The organism is Phyllobacterium sp. TAF24 (assembly GCF_052113785.1).
Classification (GTDB): domain Bacteria; phylum Pseudomonadota; class Alphaproteobacteria; order Rhizobiales; family Rhizobiaceae; genus Phyllobacterium.
The window spans coordinates 1-17,201 of the sequence record NZ_JBFRDN010000035.1 but is presented as its reverse complement, the minus strand read 5'-3'; the positions used below and the strand labels follow the sequence as shown (position 1 = coordinate 17,201).

At 55.5% G+C, this 17,201-nt stretch carries 13 protein-coding genes; 7 read left to right on the top strand and 6 right to left on the bottom strand.

The genetic code is table 11. From position 1 onward, the window contains the following. Positions 1-192 precede the first annotated feature (192 nt). A complete protein-coding gene (locus tag AB4Y96_RS22575) occupies positions 193-906 on the bottom strand; it encodes an SDR family oxidoreductase (protein ID WP_441920045.1) in 714 nt (237 codons plus the stop codon). Positions 907-1,229: 323 nt separating this feature from the next. Here AB4Y96_RS22575 and AB4Y96_RS22570 point away from each other — a divergent pair, with 323 nt between their 5' ends. Both AB4Y96_RS22570 and AB4Y96_RS22565 read left to right on the top strand, forming a co-directional pair. Next, complete coding sequence (locus AB4Y96_RS22570; protein WP_441920044.1) at positions 1,230-1,754, top strand: GNAT family N-acetyltransferase; 525 nt, start codon at positions 1,230-1,232, stop codon at positions 1,752-1,754. Positions 1,755-1,825: 71 nt separating this feature from the next. Beyond that, positions 1,826-2,485 carry an OmpA family protein gene (locus tag AB4Y96_RS22565; protein ID WP_441920043.1) on the top strand — a complete coding sequence of 220 codons (660 nt, stop codon included), beginning with the start codon at positions 1,826-1,828 and terminating at the stop codon, positions 2,483-2,485. Here AB4Y96_RS22565 and AB4Y96_RS22560 read toward each other — a convergent pair. Then, positions 2,478-3,401, bottom strand: a complete 924-nt coding sequence (locus AB4Y96_RS22560; protein ID WP_441920041.1) for a pseudouridine-5'-phosphate glycosidase — start codon at positions 3,399-3,401, stop codon at positions 2,478-2,480. The two genes, AB4Y96_RS22565 and AB4Y96_RS22560, sit on opposite strands and share 8 nt — an antisense overlap. 40 nt (positions 3,402-3,441) lie before the next feature. Continuing rightward, entirely contained in the window at positions 3,442-4,389 is a 948-nt protein-coding gene (locus tag AB4Y96_RS22555; RefSeq protein WP_091877563.1) for a carbohydrate kinase family protein, read from the bottom strand. Between the two features lie 317 nt (positions 4,390-4,706). Between AB4Y96_RS22555 and recA the strand changes: the two genes are divergently transcribed. The 3 genes from recA to AB4Y96_RS22540 all read left to right on the top strand — a co-directional run bounded on the left by recA (position 4,707) and on the right by AB4Y96_RS22540 (position 10,728). After that, entirely contained in the window at positions 4,707-5,801 is a 1,095-nt protein-coding gene (recA, locus tag AB4Y96_RS22550) for a recombinase RecA (protein ID WP_091877561.1), read from the top strand. Positions 5,802-6,219: 418 nt separating this feature from the next. Then, a complete protein-coding gene (gene alaS, locus AB4Y96_RS22545; protein WP_441920038.1) occupies positions 6,220-8,877 on the top strand; it encodes an alanine--tRNA ligase in 2,658 nt (885 codons plus the stop codon). A gap of 1,236 nt (positions 8,878-10,113) precedes the next feature. Next, positions 10,114-10,728, top strand: coding sequence for a hypothetical protein (locus AB4Y96_RS22540; RefSeq protein ID WP_441920037.1), 615 nt, complete (start codon positions 10,114-10,116; stop codon positions 10,726-10,728). Between the two features lie 510 nt (positions 10,729-11,238). On the opposite strand, the gene AB4Y96_RS22535 is transcribed toward AB4Y96_RS22540, so the two are convergent. Continuing rightward, entirely contained in the window at positions 11,239-11,838 is a 600-nt protein-coding gene (locus AB4Y96_RS22535; protein ID WP_441920036.1) for a histidine phosphatase family protein, read from the bottom strand. A 213-nt stretch (positions 11,839-12,051) separates the two neighbouring features. Next, positions 12,052-13,266 carry an NADP-dependent isocitrate dehydrogenase gene (locus AB4Y96_RS22530; RefSeq protein ID WP_091877553.1) on the bottom strand — a complete coding sequence of 405 codons (1,215 nt, stop codon included), beginning with the start codon at positions 13,264-13,266 and terminating at the stop codon, positions 12,052-12,054. Positions 13,267-13,692: 426 nt separating this feature from the next. Between AB4Y96_RS22530 and AB4Y96_RS22525 the strand changes: the two genes are divergently transcribed. Continuing rightward, positions 13,693-14,553, top strand: coding sequence for an RNA methyltransferase (locus AB4Y96_RS22525; RefSeq protein ID WP_441920034.1), 861 nt, complete (start codon positions 13,693-13,695; stop codon positions 14,551-14,553). After that, positions 14,546-15,346 carry a glutamate racemase gene (gene murI / locus AB4Y96_RS22520; protein WP_441920032.1) on the top strand — a complete coding sequence of 267 codons (801 nt, stop codon included), beginning with the start codon at positions 14,546-14,548 and terminating at the stop codon, positions 15,344-15,346. Before AB4Y96_RS22525 ends, murI begins: the two co-directional genes overlap by 8 nt. Positions 15,347-15,382: 36 nt before the next feature. On the opposite strand, the gene AB4Y96_RS22515 is transcribed toward murI, so the two are convergent. Further along, complete coding sequence (locus AB4Y96_RS22515; RefSeq protein WP_441920030.1) at positions 15,383-16,444, bottom strand: LLM class flavin-dependent oxidoreductase; 1,062 nt, start codon at positions 16,442-16,444, stop codon at positions 15,383-15,385. Positions 16,445-17,201 lie beyond the last annotated feature (757 nt).

The window sequence follows — 17,201 nt, the reverse complement described above, 5'->3', positions numbered from 1 at the left end:
CGCCAAGATTACGGATCAAAAAGGTTCCAGATCACAAAGATTGCAGATTATAACGGTGCAGTGCAAAGGCTGCAGAACCTGGCTCCCTTTCATCCACACTCTCCCTCATGGTGAGCTTGTCGAACCACGAACCACACCCTCAACGCACGCACAGTGATGGGCAGCACTCTCCAATGCTGCCCAAACCATCGCTTAAACGTGTTTGGTGATACCGCCATCGACGCGGATATTTTGGCCCGTGATATACCCTGCATCGTCTGAAAGCAGGAACGCCGTTGTCTTGGCGATTTCATTCATGGTTCCCAGACGCTTCATCGGGATACCGGTTTCCGTACCGGGCTTGTGCTCAAGACTGTCAATGAAGCCCGGAAGCAGCGCGTTCATGCGGATATTGTCGGCGGCATAACGATCCGCATAGAGCTTGGTATAGGCACCGACAGCAGCGCGATAGGCGCAGGATACCGGGAAGATGAGGCTTGGCTCAAACGCCGCGAACGTGGTGATGTTGACCCACGAGCCCTTGCCCTGTTTCAACATGTAAGGCGTGACCAGACGCGCCATGCGTACGACGCTGAGCACCATCAGATCATTGCCAATGGCCCATTTCTCGTCAGTGATATCGATCAGATCGCCCTTGGGCGGATGGCCGGTGTGGTTGACCACCGCATCGATACGCCCATAGGCTTCAACCGTCTTTTCAACCAGCGTCTCCAGATCTTTGGCTTCCCCGGCTGATCCCTTGATGCCGATAGCGCCAAGTTCTGTTGCCAGCTCGATGGCGCTGCCCGAGGGCGACATCAGGCCAAGGCGATAGCCCCGCGCGTGCAGTTCGCGGGCAATGCCTGCGCCCATGCCACGTCCGCCGCCGGTGATGATTGCTACGGGTGCTTGTGAAGTGTCGGTCATGCGAAATCCTATTCTATCGTTTAACTGCCGCGGAGCATCTTTGATTAACAGGCGGGGCGCAAACGAATTTCGCCGGGCGTATCGGTCAAAATTTTTGAACCGGGATGATGTTTTGAATCCGGCCACCCCTTGAAATCATTGATATTGTGGTGAAAGATACTGCCCATGATCAACCGTTCGACCATCGTGATGCTGTGCACCTCACTCCTTTTCAGGGGTGGTGGAGAGCTATTGCGCTAAAGTCGACGCGATCTTTCACCAGACCCTGCCAATGAGGCGAGCAGGGTCTGACCGTTGCTCTCCTCGATCAAATGGAGAGCGATATGAACGACCAGAACCCACCACCACTTGAACACAACGGATTTTCGATCCGCGCCACGCGTCCCGGCGATTTCGAACAGATCAATGTCCTGACCAGCTTACCCGGCTTTCGTGCCGGCACGTTGCGTCTGCCATTTCAGAGTGTTGAAGTGACACGCAGATGGCTGGAGAACCTGGCTCCCGGCGCACTCAACATTGCTGCTGAAACAGGCGGACAGATTGTTGGTCATGCGGGCCTGCAACCATCATCGGGACGGCGTGCCCATGCGGCAGGTATTGGCATCGGCGTGCATGATGATTTCACGGGAAGGGGTATCGGCAAGGCGCTGCTGCATGCCCTGATTGATGCGGCCGATAACTGGCTCAATATCCGGCGGCTCGAACTGACCGTTTATACGGACAATTCCAGAGCCATCAGCCTCTATGAAAAATGCGGCTTTGAGCGCGAGGGAATTCACCGCGATTACGCCTTCAAGGACGGGCGGTTTGTCGATGCTCTGGCCATGGCGCGGATACGGGCGATTTAGCCCGTATTCTTTCCATATTTTGCCGTATTCGTTGGTATATTTTCCCGCATTTCCAACGGGGTACTGATTCTATGATCAAGAAGTTTGCCATCGGCTGTCTTGCCGCGACGTTCTTGGCCGGTTGCACCACGACCGATCCATATACGGGTGAGCAGAAAATATCGAATACGGCTGGCGGTGCTGCCATTGGCGCAGCAGTTGGCGCGCTGGGCGGTCTTGCCGTTGGCGGGGGTGGCAAGTCCGGTCGCAACGCAGCGCTGATCGGCGCCGGTATCGGCGCGCTGGCGGGTGGTGCGGTCGGCAATTATATGGATCGGCAGGAATCAGAATTGCGGGCCCAGTTGCAGGGTACCGGGGTATCCGTGACCCGCGTTGGCGACAAGATTATCCTGAACATGCCATCGAACATTACGTTCTCGACGGATCAGGATGCGGTGAAGCCGCAATTCTACGCAACACTCAATTCCGTTGCGGTTGTCTTGCGCAAGTTCGACCGGAGCATCATCGATGTCTACGGCCATACGGACAATGTCGGCGGCGAGCAGTACAATCAACTGCTGTCTGAACGCCGCGCGCTTTCCGTTTCAAACTATCTGACCCAGCAGGGCATCGACAACCGGCGCTTTGCAGTGCGCGGCTTTGGCATGAGCCAGCCCGTCGCTTCCAACAAGTCGGAAGCTGGCCGGTCGCAAAACCGCCGCGTCGAGCTGCAGATTTCGCCGCTTAGCTAACCAGCGCAACAGCAATGCGTGCCGCAAGGCGTGCATTGTTTTCCACCAGCGCGATATTCGCCTTCAGGCTTTCGCCCTTGGTGATATCAAGAATTTCCGACAGCAGATATGGCGTTACGGCTTTGCCCGTAATGCCATTTCTTGTGGCACGCGCCAGCGCTTCGCTTATGTAGCCGCCCATGATTTCAGCCGGAATTTCACTCTCCGCCGGAATTGGATTGGCAATCAACATGCCGCCATTGACGCCAATGGCGCTGCGCGTTGCCTGAAATTTTGCGATGGCGTCAGGTGTGTCGAGGCGTAGCGGCGCTTTGATGGGCGACTGACGCGACCAGAAGGCTGGCAGGACATCAGAGCCATAGACCACAACCGGAACACCTTTGGTTTCAAGCACTTCCAGCGTCTTTTCAATATCCAGAATCGCTTTGGCCCCCGCTGAAACAACGATGACAGGCGTACGGCCCAGTTCTTCCAGATCAGCTGAGATGTCGAAGCTGGTTTCGGCGCCCTTATGCACGCCGCCTATGCCGCCCGTTGCAAACACCTTGATGCCTGCAAGATGTGCGGCGAGCATTGTTGCTGCAACCGTGGTGCCGCCGGTGCGGCCTTCCGACAGCGCAAAGGCAAGATCGGCGCGCGATAGTTTCATGGCGCCTTTGACCTGTGCCAATGCCTCGCGCTCCTCGGCTGAAATGCCGATCTTCAACCGGCCATCAATAATGGCGATGGTAGCAGGAACGGCACCACTCTCACGGATGATGGTTTCGACATCGGCCGCCATGCGGCTGTTGTCAGGGTAGGGCATGCCGTGGGTGATGATCGTGCTTTCCAGCGCCACGACAGGCTGCCCGGCATCAAGCGCCTTCTGCACTTCCGGAGCAATATCGGTGAACGGGTTGAGGGCTGAAATGGTCATGGTTCTTCCTTTATATGATCGTATCCGGCAAAGCTGCTCATTAGAGCGGGCTTGGTGCCGGGATATGTGCAAGTGCCGTATCAAAAATTTTGGCGGTGAAGACAGGGGTTGCGGAGTGCGTTTGCAGGGTTAGCGCCGAGGCGGCAAAGCCTTCGCGCACGGCATCCTCAAGGGGACGCCCGCGCATCAGCGCGGCAATGGTGCCTCCCGCCAGCGCATCACCAGCGCCGGTTACATCGGCAATCCCTGATATCTCAGGGGGAAGCAAAGAGAATGCGCGCGCACCGGAATAGACAAGTGCAGCATCGCCGCCATTGCTGACGACAGCCGCGCGCAGACCTTCGGCCTTTAAAGCCTTGTGAAGATCAGGCAGGCCTGCATCTGCGCCCAGCCCCGTCAGCGCAAACGCCTCGCGCCGGTTGAGAAACAGGCAGGCAAGATCGCCAAGCACTGGTTTTAATCGCACAGCCTTGGCCGGAGAAATCGCCAGCGCATAGAGCGGCTTGTCTCCGGCAAGGCCCGCCAGCCGTTGCAAACCTTCCGAAGGAAGATTGGCATCGCCAAAAACCGCATCGGCTGCTTCAATGGAATCGCGCACCTTGCGCCGGCGTAATTGCCGGGGCAAAGCGAGTTCATACAGCGCCATATCGGCGATAGCGGCAACCACATCGCCACGTTCATCCAGAATGGCCGTGTAACTTGGCGTTGTCCGGTCGATGAACACGGCGGAACTGTCTTTGATTCCGGCAGCTTCAAACGCCGCGCTGATCACATCGCCGACCCGGTCGCCGCCGCGTACCGACAACATCTCTGCCTTGACGCCGCGCCTGACCGCGAGGCGCAGCGCATTGAACACGCCGCCGCCCGGTTCCTCGCGCATCACGCCGGGGTTCGAAGCGCCCGCTATAAAGGGCACACTGCTTTGGCCGCGCCGGTCCATATGGGCGCCGCCGACAGCAAAAAGCAGCGGGATTTGGTCCTGGGTCATAGTGAAGGCTTTTGCTGAACAAAATGATCGGTTGCAAGACACTTGGTCTGGCTCCTCTCTAAATTGCTCCGTTGCCTTACGCAATCATCAGAACGATTCGAATTTACAATGGGCTGTTTCGGCATTTGCGGCAGTTCGCGCCAAGGAATATGTGGACAAGGGATTGGCATCGCCTACAAGAACGTTTTAAGAACATTTTTGAGTTATCATTATTTTTCAATTGGTTATGCATATTGCCAAATGAGAACAAAACAGATACAAATATCTTCATAGACCGGAGCGTCCGGACTTCATGGATAGTACAGGGGTAGTGTATTATGGCTCAAAATTCTTTGCGGTTAGTTGAGGGTAATTCGGTGGATAAAACGAAAGCGCTGGATGCGGCATTGTCCCAGATCGAGAGGGCCTTTGGTAAGGGCTCGATCATGCGGCTGGGACGCAATGAGCAGGTTGTGGAAATTGAAACGGTTTCGACCGGATCGCTTTCGCTTGATATAGCCCTTGGCGTCGGTGGTTTGCCGAAAGGCCGTATTGTCGAGATTTACGGGCCTGAAAGTTCCGGTAAGACGACACTTGCGCTGCATACGATTGCCGAGGCCCAGAAGAAAGGCGGTATCTGCGCCTTTGTTGACGCGGAACATGCGCTTGATCCTGTCTATGCCCGTAAGCTGGGTGTGGACCTTGAAAACCTCCTGATTTCGCAGCCTGATACCGGCGAGCAGGCGCTCGAAATCACCGATACGCTGGTGCGGTCCGGTGCGATCGATGTTCTGGTGGTCGACTCCGTGGCGGCTTTGACCCCGCGTGCGGAAATTGAAGGTGAGATGGGCGATTCTCTCCCCGGCCTGCAGGCACGCCTGATGAGCCAGGCACTGCGCAAGCTGACCGCTTCGATTTCGCGCTCCAATTGCATGGTTATCTTCATCAACCAGATTCGCATGAAGATCGGCGTGATGTTCGGTTCGCCCGAAACCACGACAGGCGGTAATGCGCTGAAATTCTACGCTTCGGTTCGTCTGGATATTCGCCGTATCGGCGCCTTGAAAGAGCGTGACGAAGTGGTCGGTAACCAGACCCGCGTCAAGGTTGTGAAGAACAAGCTGGCACCGCCCTTCAAGCAGGTCGAATTCGACATCATGTATGGCGAAGGCGTTTCCAAGACGGGCGAACTGGTTGATCTCGGCGTCAAGGCTGGCATCGTTGAAAAATCCGGCTCGTGGTTCTCCTACAATTCCCAGCGTCTGGGGCAGGGCCGCGACAACGCGAAAATCTTCCTCAAGGACAATCCTGAGGTGGCCAATGAGATTGAGCTGGTTCTGCGCCAGAACGCCGGTCTCATCGCCGAGCAGATGCTCGACAAGGGCCCTGACGATATTGAAGACACGGATGGCCCCGAGGCCGCCGAAGGCTGATCTCCCGGGACAGGCTGTTTCTGGTCTGTGATGTGAAACCCGTATCCAGCTGTGGATACGGGTTTTTCTTTTTTTGGCATGGTTTGTGGTGCGCACTTCCTGCTCGCCACGTCTAAGATATCTCTCCCCGTCATCCTCGGGCTTGACCCGAGGACCCACAATTTAAAAGCGCTGAATAGCCGGGTTCGTTCGACTGCTTAGCAGTGGATCCTCGGGTCAAACCCGAGGATGACGGGCAGAGGCATGTTCGAAGAGGAGTTCAGCACTGAACTCAACACCCGTTGATGTTTGAGCCCCCAACTCTCCCGGATTTTCTGGACAGGCAGCGGTGGCCTCGCTACAAGCGTTGCGTTCTGCCCCTTTGATGCAATAAGGGGTTATTCCGCTTTGGTTTAAGACAAGTCAGAAGGCAATGCACATGAGTGGCGTCAACGAGATCCGGTCGACATTTCTGAACTATTTCAAGAAGAACGGCCATGAGATCGTGGCGTCGAGCCCGCTTGTCCCGCGCAATGACCCGACGCTGATGTTCACCAATGCCGGCATGGTGCAGTTCAAGAATGTTTTCACCGGTCTGGAGCAGCGCCCTTATAGCCGCGCCACCACATCGCAGAAATGCGTGCGCGCCGGTGGCAAGCACAATGATCTGGATAATGTGGGTTATACCGCCCGCCACCACACTTTTTTTGAAATGCTCGGCAATTTCTCCTTTGGCGATTATTTTAAGGAAGAGGCGATTAACCTTGCCTGGAACCTGATCACCAAAGAATTTGGTCTCGACAAGAACAAGCTGCTGGTCACCGTCTACCATACGGATGACGCGGCGGCTGGTTTCTGGAAAAAAATTGCCGGTCTCCCTGAAGACCGCATCATCCGCATCGCCACCAGCGACAACTTTTGGGCCATGGGTGACACCGGTCCTTGCGGTCCGTGTTCGGAAATTTTCTACGACCATGGCGAAGATATTTGGGGCGGCCCTCCCGGCAGCGCCGATGAGGACGGCGACCGCTTTATCGAAATCTGGAATCTGGTGTTCATGCAGTTCGAGCAGATCACCAAGGAACAGCGCATTGAATTGCCGCGCCCGTCGATCGATACCGGCATGGGGCTGGAGCGTTTGGCTGCGGTGCTGCAGGGTGAGCATGACAATTACGATATTGACCTCTTCCGTGCGCTCATTCGCGCGTCGGAAGATGCAACTGGCGTCAAGGCGGAAGGCAAATTCCGCGCCAGCCACCGGGTGATTGCCGATCATCTGCGCTCGTCAAGCTTCCTCATTGCTGACGGCGTGCTGCCATCCAATGAAGGCCGTGGCTATGTGCTGCGCCGGATTATGCGCCGCGCCATGCGCCATGCGCAGTTGCTTGGTGCGAAGGAGCCGCTGATGTGGCGCCTGCTGCCCGCGCTGATCCGCGAGATGGGTCAGGCCTATCCGGAGTTGATCCGTGCTGAAGCCCTGATTTCCGAAACATTGAAGCTTGAGGAAACCCGCTTCCGCAAGACGCTGGATCGCGGCCTTGGCCTGCTCAGCGATGCGACGGAAGGTCTGGGCGAAGGTGATCGTCTTGACGGCGAAACCGCGTTCAAGCTCTACGACACATTCGGCTTCCCGCTTGATTTGACACAGGACGCCCTGCGCCAGCGCGGCATTGCTGTTGATACCGACGCTTTTGCTGCTGCCATGGAACGCCAGAAGGCGGAGGCGCGCGCCCATTGGTCCGGTTCGGGCGATGCTGCCACAGAAACGGTCTGGTTCGCGGTGCGCGACAAGGTCGGTGCGACCGAGTTCCTCGGCTATGAAACGGAGAAGGCCGAAGGCGTTGTGACTGCACTGGTGCGTGATGGTGTGCAGATTGAAAGTGCCGGAGAAGGCGAGAATGTTGCCATCGTGGTCAACCAGACGCCATTCTATGGCGAATCCGGTGGCCAGCAGGGCGATATGGGCGTCATTTCCGGTGATGGCTTTACGGTTGTCGTCACCGATACGCAAAAGAAGAATGACGGCGTGTTCGTGCATCTCGGCAAGGTCGTCAAGGGCACAGTGAAACTGGATGCGCCAGTTGAGCTGGTGGTTGATAGCGCACGCCGCACGCGTATCCGCTCCAACCATTCGGCCACGCACCTTCTGCACGAAGCACTGCGCGAAACGCTCGGCACCCATGTGGCGCAAAAAGGTTCACTTGTTGCACCGGATCGGCTGCGGTTCGATTTCTCGCATCCGAAGCCGATTTCCGACAAGGAACTCGCTGTTATCGAAGATCTCGCCAACGAAATCGTCCTGCAGAATGCACCTGTCAGCACCCGCCTGATGGCGGTGGATGACGCTATTGCCGAAGGCGCCATGGCGCTGTTCGGCGAAAAATATGGCGATGAGGTTCGTGTTGTCTCCATGGGCACGGCCCTGCATGGCGAAAAAACAGGCAAGAGCTATTCAACCGAGCTTTGCGGCGGCACGCATGTGCGTGCAACCGGCGATATCGGCCTGATCCGTATTGTCTCGGAAAGCGCTGTTGCTGCCGGTGTTCGCCGCATGGAAGCGCTGACAGGCGAGGCGGCCCGCCGCTATCTCGAAGAGCAGGATGAACGCGTCAAGGCTATTGCCAGCGCGCTCAAATCTTCACCCGCCGATGCATTGTCGAGGGTGACCGCGCTAATGGATGAACGCCGCAAGCTGGAACGGGAATTGACTGAAGCCCGCAAGCAACTAGCACTTGGCGGGTCCAGCACTGGCGGTGCGCAGTCCGAAACCGTCAACGGCGTCGGCTTCATCGGCAAGGTTGTCACTGGCGTCAGTCCGCGCGACCTGAAGCCGTTGGCCGATGACGCCAAGAAGACTGTCGGCTCCGGCATCGTGACCTTTATCGGCGTCTCGGAAGACGGCAAGGCCAGTGCTGTTGTTGGCGTCACCGATGATCTCGTCAGCAAATTCAGCGCCGTCGATCTGGTCAAGATCGCATCAGCGGCACTTGGCGGTGCCGGTGGTGGTGGCCGTCCTGACATGGCGCAGGCTGGCGGTCCCGATGGCTCCAAGGCCGAGGCTGCTATTACCGCCGTGCGCGACGCTTTGGCGGGTTAACGCAGCTCACTATTTGAGCGCCTCTTTTCGTATCGTCAGGCGGATCGGCAGCGGGATTGGACTGGTTCTGTCTACCCAAAGCCACCTGTCGGTAGGCCGTGCGCGACGCTTCGGCGGGTTAACACAGCTCACTATTAGAGCAGCCTCTTTTTATTGGCGGCGGGATTGGACTGGTTCTGCCGACCCAAAGCCACGTGTCGGTAGGCCGTGCGCGACGCTTTGGCGGGTTAACTCAGCTCACAATTAGAGCAGCTTCTTTTCGTATCGTCAGGCGGATTGGATTGGCGGCGGGATTGGACTTGGTTCGGTTTTGGACTGGTTCAGTCTGCCCAAAGCCACCTGTCAGTAGGCCGCCTCTCGGCAGTTGCCGAGAATTGCCGAATGTGGCCGTTGCCGAATGCCGCTTGTCGGGACGCCGCACGCGCTGTCGACGTACGCGCTGGCGCTAGCGGGGGTATGATAGCGCGCGCGCCGGTGGCGTGTGGTTAGTCGTATGATCTCCTGGCGGCGTATGGCCTATTGCGAACGATGCTGGCGCCGTGAACCAACGCGCGTGAAAACCATCCCGGCAGATTCGGCAGTACAATCCGCTCCCGTAGAGATGCCCTCAAGAACATGGTCCATGTGCAACCAAGAAGATGGTCCATGTGCAACGCGGAGGTTCGCAGGAACAGTCGTCCGCAGGAAGCATGACGGCACTATTGAGACGTCGAGCTTGAGCTATCAACCCTTGATCCCTTGGTCTGCTATCCTATCGCCTACGCATCTGGCCATCATCCACACATCTGGAATCCACGCCATACACTGCTCACCTTTCACACGCAGATCTCTACGGCGAGCCACACAGCCCGTTCATTTCGCATCAAACGCTTATAGCCCCAACAATGCGCTTTGTGTTTCAGGGCATTTCAGGCGGTACTTTGATGCGGTCGAGGACATAGATCTTGATACGGCCTGGATCTTAATCTTGTTTCCTCATTCGTCACTTGAGCTTGAATATACAGGGTGCGGAATTCATGATCAATTATACTATGGTCTAATTTAAATCTCATTCTATTTTTGGTATGTTTTTACAATGCTTCGATGGATGTGTTGTGCGCAGATACGTTGTGCGTGGATAGTAGTTTGTAGGTAAATGCGTGCAGTTTTTTGGTATGCAGTTTTGGTAAATGAGTTCGAGAGCGTATTCCTCGACGTGTTGAGTATCTGTTTTAATTATTGATTTTGTGAGCTGCTGTGAAAGCTGTTCTGGCTCTTTTATTTGCCGCGGTGATGCTTGTTGCTTGTCAGACATCGACGGTGGTCAAAGATATCCATATGGCAAGTGATACTGCCTATGGACCTGATGTCATGGCTTACTACGCTGTGTTCACGTCGCTGAGTGCCCAGCCGTTTTACTCGACCACGGTGGGTTATGGTTTCAAGACACGCTATGTGGGGCCGAGCAAAAGTATGATTTCGCAAGCGTGGAGTTATGGTAAGCAACTGCAGTTTAGCGGCGGATTAAGCGCCAAGGTGCCTTGTTATCTCCTGCCGTGTTCGCCGACGCGGGAAGACACGGGCGTGGTTTCGATGGACGAGGCGGACTTTGTCGCAGCCGCTACGAAGGGATTTGATTTTGAACTGGCAGGGAAAGCCGGGAAAATTGTCGGTAGGATACCAGCCCATGCATTTCGCCGGGTGCTCGATCTGAAATTGACGATGAAACTGCCACGATGCCCGGTCATCTGTTCTACGGCGGCAAAGCCGAACAGGCTACCGAGTGGAAAGGAGGGATTTGATCAAGCAAAGGCGGAATCTGACCAAGAGATGGAAACTGATGCCGAGGGGGAAATTCCCCTGCAAATGTGATTTGACCGGGATGTGCTGGGCGCGCTCGGACGGTGGGCACCCCTTGAAATGCGTCCGGTCAGTTCATTTGTAAATAGTCCGGTCAAGTCCATCATCCGTTCAAGTCCATCATACTATGGCGGCTGAGGTGCGATGTTCGTTAAAGTCGGCTAATCGCAACGATGGCTAATGGCAACGATGGGCAACCTCAAACCTAGGCAATATTAAATGCTGGCAATGTTAAATTTTTAAGCTGCAAACAGCCCGCTGCAAGCCCAAATGCAGCCCAAAGCGGCAATCAGTTTAAAGCTACAAGAAGCAACAAATGGCGAAGTAGCAAATGGCCAAGCCAAAATAACCAACCAAATGGTTAGCCACCAGATACCCAGAGCCAGATATCCCGAGTCAAATAACCAAGCCCAAAATACCGACGGGGAGACAGCGCAACCCAAAGAAAAAGCCCCATCTTTCGAGAGGGCTTTTCAATTCTGAAATGCTTGACTGATCAGACGGTCATGGCCTTCTTGATCATCAATCCTTGTATGCGATGAATTCCACGCCGCCGTCATGCAGTTTGAAGAAGCCATTTTGCGGGACAGGCAATTCAAGCATTTCGCGCATAGGCAATCCAAGGTACAGGCCTCGTATAAGCCGTCCTGTTAACCCGTGCGATATTGCAATTGTGCACACGGATAGGTCAGACAGCCACGCTTTCACACGGACACACGCAGAATCGAATGTTTCGCCATCCGGAGATCGAAAATACCAGTCAAAAGCATCTGCGCCGGTGAGCAGGCCGGGATATTCGGTATCTATCTCATAGTGCGTCATTCCATCCCATGATCCCAGGGTTACCTCGGAAATTCGCGGTTCTTCACGGCTGGGTAAATCGACATGTCTCGTAAGGATAGAAGCAGTTTCTCTGGCGCGTCCCAACGGACTTATGTGAATATTGATGGGAAACGAATGGTCTTTGATTTCCTGGGCTAAAATCGTCCCCACTTGCTCAGCCTGTTCAATTCCACGTTGTGTCAATGCAGAATTCAACTGTCCTTGAAAACGTCCCACACTGTTCCAGACAGTTTCCCCGTGGCGAACCAGATATATGGATTTGTTGCGAAATGATTTCATTGTCTCGAAATGTCCTTTTGCGAAATGACAATCATTTCACATGCAACATTCTGAATATTCAAATCTTTTCTGTTCTGTTCGCATTGGCCGAAACTCGATCCCTATCGGAAACGTGATGTTGGGATCAAAAGTGCGATTGTTTGTTTCTTGAGCAGAGCAAGAAAAAAGCCCCATCTTTCGACAGGGCTTTTCCATTTCGAAATGATTGCCTGATCAGGCAGCCATGGCTTTCTGCAGGTTTTCGTCGATCTTGTCGAGGAAGCCTGTGGTTGAGAGCCAAGGCTGATCCGGGCCGATCAGCAGCGCCAGATCCTTGGTCATGAAGCCGGATTCAACCGTGTCCACGCAGACCTTTTCCAGTGTCAGGCTGAAGCGTTCCAGCTCCTTGTTGCCGTCAAGCTTGGCGCGGTGGGCGAGGCCACGCGTCCAGGCGAAGATCGAGGCGATGGAGTTGGTCGAGGTTTCTTCGCCCTTCTGATGCTGGCGGTAGTGACGCGTCACCGTGCCGTGGGCGGCTTCCGCTTCCACCGTCTTGCCATCCGGTGTCATCAGCACTGAAGTCATCAGGCCGAGCGAGCCAAAGCCCTGTGCCACGATGTCGGACTGGACGTCGCCATCGTAGTTCTTGCAGGCCCAGACATAACCACCGGACCACTTCAATGCGGATGCGACCATGTCATCAATCAGGCGATGCTCATAGGTGATCTTCTTTTCGGCAAACTTGTCCTTGAATTCGGCATCGAACACTTCCTGGAAAATATCCTTGAAGCGGCCGTCATAGGCCTTGAGGATGGTGTTCTTGGTCGAGAGATAGCAGGGAACGCCGCGGTTGTAGGCATAGTTGAATGAGGCGTGCGCAAAATCACGGATGGAATCATCCAGATTGTACATGGCCATGGCGACGCCCGCGCCCGGTGCGTCATAGACTTCATGTTCGATGGTCTTGCCATCTTCGCCGACAAACTTGATCGACAGCTTGCCCTTGCCGGGGAATTTGAAATCGGTGGCGCGGTACTGATCGCCGAAAGCATGGCGGCCGACGATGATCGGCTGTGTCCAGCCCGGAACCAGACGGGGAACGTTCTTGGCAATGATCGGTTCGCGGAAGATAACGCCGCCGAGAATGTTGCGGATGGTGCCGTTGGGCGACTTCCACATCTTCTTGAGGCCGAATTCCTCAACGCGCTGTTCATCCGGGGTGATGGTGGCGCATTTGACGCCGACGCCATACTGCTTGATCGCATTGGCGGCATCAATGGTCACCTGATCATCGGTTGCATCGCGGTGCTCGACGCCCAGATCATAATATTTCAGATCGATGTCGAGATAAGGATGGATCAGCTTTTCTTTGATGTACTGCCAGATGATGCGGGTCATCTCGTCGCCGTCAAGCTCGACAACCGGGTTTGCAACTTTGATCTTTGCCATGAATAGTCAGCCTCTTTTTTGCTGGTCTGGGAATGCCAGCATCGGTTTTCATTGAGGGTTCGCGCCCCTATAGCACTCGCAAACGAGAACGCAAAGACAGGCTTTAACGCTTTGATGGCAATCCATGCGGAATAATGCGGGTGAGAGCTTTTGAGGGGGGAAAAGTGGAGGGCTGGTGCGTGGTTCGTGGTTCGTGGTTCGACAAGCTCACCATGAGGGAGAGGGATGATGAAAGGGAGCCATATTCTGCAGCCCTTGTGATCCGTAATCTGTTTGATCTGCAATCTCTAAGAATAGCCTTTCATCCTCACTCTCCCTCATGGTGAGCTTGTCGAACCACGAACCACGAACCAAGCACAATCAAAACACCGCATTGCCCCGTGAAAAAGCGCGTTGTATGAGGGCGGCGTTCACAATGGATTGATCATGGCAGGTACAGACAGACAGCGCACGCTCATCGCCGAAGGACCGGCAATCATACTGGTTGAGCCGCAATTGCCCGAAAATATCGGCATGGTGGCGCGGGCCATGGCGAATTTCGGTCTGGCGGAATTACGCCTCGTTAAACCACGCGAGGAATTCCCCAATGACAAGGCGCGCTCCGCTGCCAGCCGGGCCGACCACATCATCGATGCCGCCAAGGTCTATGACGATCTGCCATCGGCCATCGAGGACCTGCATTTTGTTTATGCCACCACGGCGCGCGAGCGTGATGCGTTCAAGCAGGTGCGCGGACCAGTTGAAGCCGGGCAGACATTGCGCCAGCGCTTTAACCGGGGTGAGAAAACAGGAATTCTTTTTGGCCGCGAGCGTTTTGGCCTCAATAATGACGAAGTCAGCCTCGCCGATGAGCTGGTGACATTTCCGGTCAATCCGGCATTTTCGTCGTTGAATATCGCACAGGCGGTTTTGCTCATGTCCTATGAGTGGATGAAATCCGGGTTGGAAAAGGAAACGGACACGGCGTTCCGTGGTCCCGAGCTTGAGCCTGCGCCGAAAGAACAGCTGCAGGGCTTTTTCAACCATCTGGAAGATGCTTTGCAAGCGCGCGGATATTTCCGCCCCATGGCGCGCAAGGAAATCATGGTCAACAATCTGCGCGGTGTGTTGACCCGCGCCGGATTTTCCGATTCGGAATTGAAGTTGCTGCGCGGCGTTGTCGTCTCGCTCGATTATTTCAGCCCGAAGACGCCACGCGGCTCCGGCGCGCCGGAAGGGCGCAAGCGGGAAAAGCCGGTGGCGAAAAAGATTATCGCTCCCGAGGAGGACACGTCAGGCGATGAGTGAAACAGCCGATCGGCCAATCATTGCATTTGATAGCGGCATTGGCGGTTTGACCGTGCTGCGCGAGGCGAGGGTGCTCATCCCCAACAGGCGCTTTGTCTATATCGCCGATGATGCCGGTTTCCCCTATGGCGACTGGGAAGAAGAACCGTTGCGTGAGCGCATTGTCGGGTTGTTCGAGGGGTTTATTGCGAAATATGATCCCGAGATCGTCATCATCCCCTGCAACACGGCATCAACACTGGTGCTGGATGATCTGCGCCTGACCTTTCCATCGGTGCCTTTCGTCGGCACAGTCCCTGCGATCAAACCGGCTGCCGAGCGCACATCATCGGGCCTCATCTCGGTGCTGGCAACGCCCGGCACCGTGAAGCGCGCCTATACCCGCGATCTCATTCAGTCCTTTGCCACGAAATGCCATGTGCGGCTTGTTGGCAGCCAGAATCTGGCCCGCATGGCCGAAGCGCATATTCGCGGCGATCATATTGATGATGTCGACATATTGGCTGAGATTGCCCCGTGTTTTGTCGAGATGGATGGCAAGCGCACCGATATTGTCGTGCTCGCCTGCACGCATTACCCGTTTTTGGCCAATGTGTTTCGCCGGCTGGCGCCATGGCCTGTGGACTGGCTTGATCCGGCTGAGGCGATTGCTCGCCGCACTTTATCGCTGCTCAAGCCCAATGGTACGGGTATCGAGCCTGAGCATGGCGACGATATTGCTGTGTTCACATCGGGCGACCCCGATTTTTCAACACGGCGGCTGATGCAGGGCTTTGGGCTCGCCATGGCCTGATAATGGCGGGACCGAAGCGCCGCCATTTTCAGTCTTTCATACCAATGCTGCTTCGGCCTTCACTGACTGACTGAGTTCCTTGCGGATGACAGGGGCAACCTTGGTTCCATATAGCTCAATGGCCTTCAGCGTGTTCTTGTGCGGCAGGCTGCCAAGATCGATCTGCAGCATGAAACGATCATGCTTGAAGTAGGTATGCTGCAGCATGATCTTGTCGATGACCTCCTGCGGTGATCCCACAAGAAGTGCACCGCGCGGCGTGCGGCCCGCTTCAAACTGCGCCCGGTTGCTCGCCGGCCAGCCGCGTTCGCGCCCGATCTTGTTCATCACCACCTCATAGGACGGCCAATAGCCATCCGCTGCGGCCTGCGATGTCTCGGCGACATAGCCATGCGAATTGATGCTAACCTTCAGCACTTCAGGCGCATGGCCAGCCTTTGCTCCGGCCTCGCGGTAAAGTTCAACCAGTGGTGCAAAGCGGTGTGGCTCACCGCCGATGATTGCAACCGCAAGCGGCAGACCAAGTGTACCGGCCCGAATGACCGAAGCGGGTGTGCCGCCAACAGCAATCCATACGGGCAGGGGATTTTGCACCGGACGCGGATAGACGCCGAGATTGTTGATCGGCGCGCGCAGATTGCCTTTCCACGTCACACGTTCGCTGGCCCGCAGTTTCAGCAGCAGGTCGAGCTTTTCGGTGAACAACTCGTCATAATCGTTGAGGTCATAACCGAACAGCGGAAAGGATTCGATGAACGAACCGCGCCCGGCCATGATTTCCGCGCGGCCCGACGAGATGAGATCGAGCGTCGCATATTCCTGAAACACGCGAACCGGATCTTCGGAGCTTAAAACCGTGACGGCGCTGGTCAGGCGAATGTTCTTGGTACGCGCCGCACCCGCGGCCAGAACCACAGCGGGCGTTGAAATGACGAAATCCGGCCGGTGATGTTCGCCAATGCCAAAAACATCAAGACCGACCTGATCGGCCAGTTCCATCTCTTCGAGCAGATTCAGCATGCGCTGATGCGCATCAATGGCAACACCGGTTGCCGGGTCAGGGCTCATGCCTGCAAATGTATAGATGCCGAGTTCCATGATCTTCACCTTCGAATTTCCGTTGCGGCTTAGTTAAGCATGGGGTGGAGGCTTGTGAAGAACGCACATTCCGGTTGCCAAGGCACCAAAAGGAAACCGGGGTGGGAGGCGTTTGTTGGGCGGGTGAATGCCGCCGTGGTTCGTGGTTCGCCCTTCGACAGGGTCAGGAGGCTCACCATGAGGGACTTGGGTGGATGCAACGATAATTTCAGAGATTTTACATCATCAATGTTGCACTTCACAAAGGTTGCAGAACTTGGCTCCCCGCAATCCTCTCTCTCTCCCTCATGGTGAGCTTGTCGAACCACGCGCTATGTTACTGCAACAATCTTTTCAAAGAAAAATCATGCCAACTTATCCAACACCATCCCACATGGCTTATTCTGATGGTGTCCTTTCCGGCGGGAATGCTCCGGAAACTTTCGAAGTCAGGAAAGGATCGGTGATTTCACCTGCGGGGAGAACCCAACCGCAGGGGAAGCGGTTTTATCTCACAAGGGTAAAACCAGTCATCGGGACGGGTGATCCGGTTATTTTCTTGGCTCAAACAGGAAAATCTCCGGGGAACGCACTGACTACACTACCAATAAAGACACCCGCGTTCCCCTTTGGATCGCCCGTCTTTCCCACCTTTTCAATAGCCAGACGCAAAAGCGGGCGTGGTGATGGGAGAGGTATGTTCTGCAACTGCAATGTTGGTGGATGTATTCACCCCCCTCTGTCCTGTCGGACATCTCCCCCACAAGGGGGGAGATCA

Coding starts and splice junctions, on each gene's coding strand:
- AB4Y96_RS22530 (WP_091877553.1), bottom strand. CDS start 13,266: ATGGCAAAGATCAAAGTTGCAAACCCGGTTGTCGAGCTTGACGGCGAC.
- AB4Y96_RS22560 (WP_441920041.1), bottom strand. CDS start 3,401: ATGACCATTTCAGCCCTCAACCCGTTCACCGATATTGCTCCGGAAGTG.
- AB4Y96_RS22535 (WP_441920036.1), bottom strand. CDS start 11,838: ATGAAATCATTTCGCAACAAATCCATATATCTGGTTCGCCACGGGGAA.
- AB4Y96_RS22525 (WP_441920034.1), top strand. CDS start 13,693: ATGGCAGGTACAGACAGACAGCGCACGCTCATCGCCGAAGGACCGGCA.
- murI (WP_441920032.1), top strand. CDS start 14,546: ATGAGTGAAACAGCCGATCGGCCAATCATTGCATTTGATAGCGGCATT.
- AB4Y96_RS22570 (WP_441920044.1), top strand. CDS start 1,230: ATGAACGACCAGAACCCACCACCACTTGAACACAACGGATTTTCGATC.
- AB4Y96_RS22555 (WP_091877563.1), bottom strand. CDS start 4,389: ATGACCCAGGACCAAATCCCGCTGCTTTTTGCTGTCGGCGGCGCCCAT.
- recA (WP_091877561.1), top strand. CDS start 4,707: ATGGCTCAAAATTCTTTGCGGTTAGTTGAGGGTAATTCGGTGGATAAA.
- AB4Y96_RS22575 (WP_441920045.1), bottom strand. CDS start 906: ATGACCGACACTTCACAAGCACCCGTAGCAATCATCACCGGCGGCGGA.
- AB4Y96_RS22515 (WP_441920030.1), bottom strand. CDS start 16,444: ATGGAACTCGGCATCTATACATTTGCAGGCATGAGCCCTGACCCGGCA.
- AB4Y96_RS22565 (WP_441920043.1), top strand. CDS start 1,826: ATGATCAAGAAGTTTGCCATCGGCTGTCTTGCCGCGACGTTCTTGGCC.
- alaS (WP_441920038.1), top strand. CDS start 6,220: ATGAGTGGCGTCAACGAGATCCGGTCGACATTTCTGAACTATTTCAAG.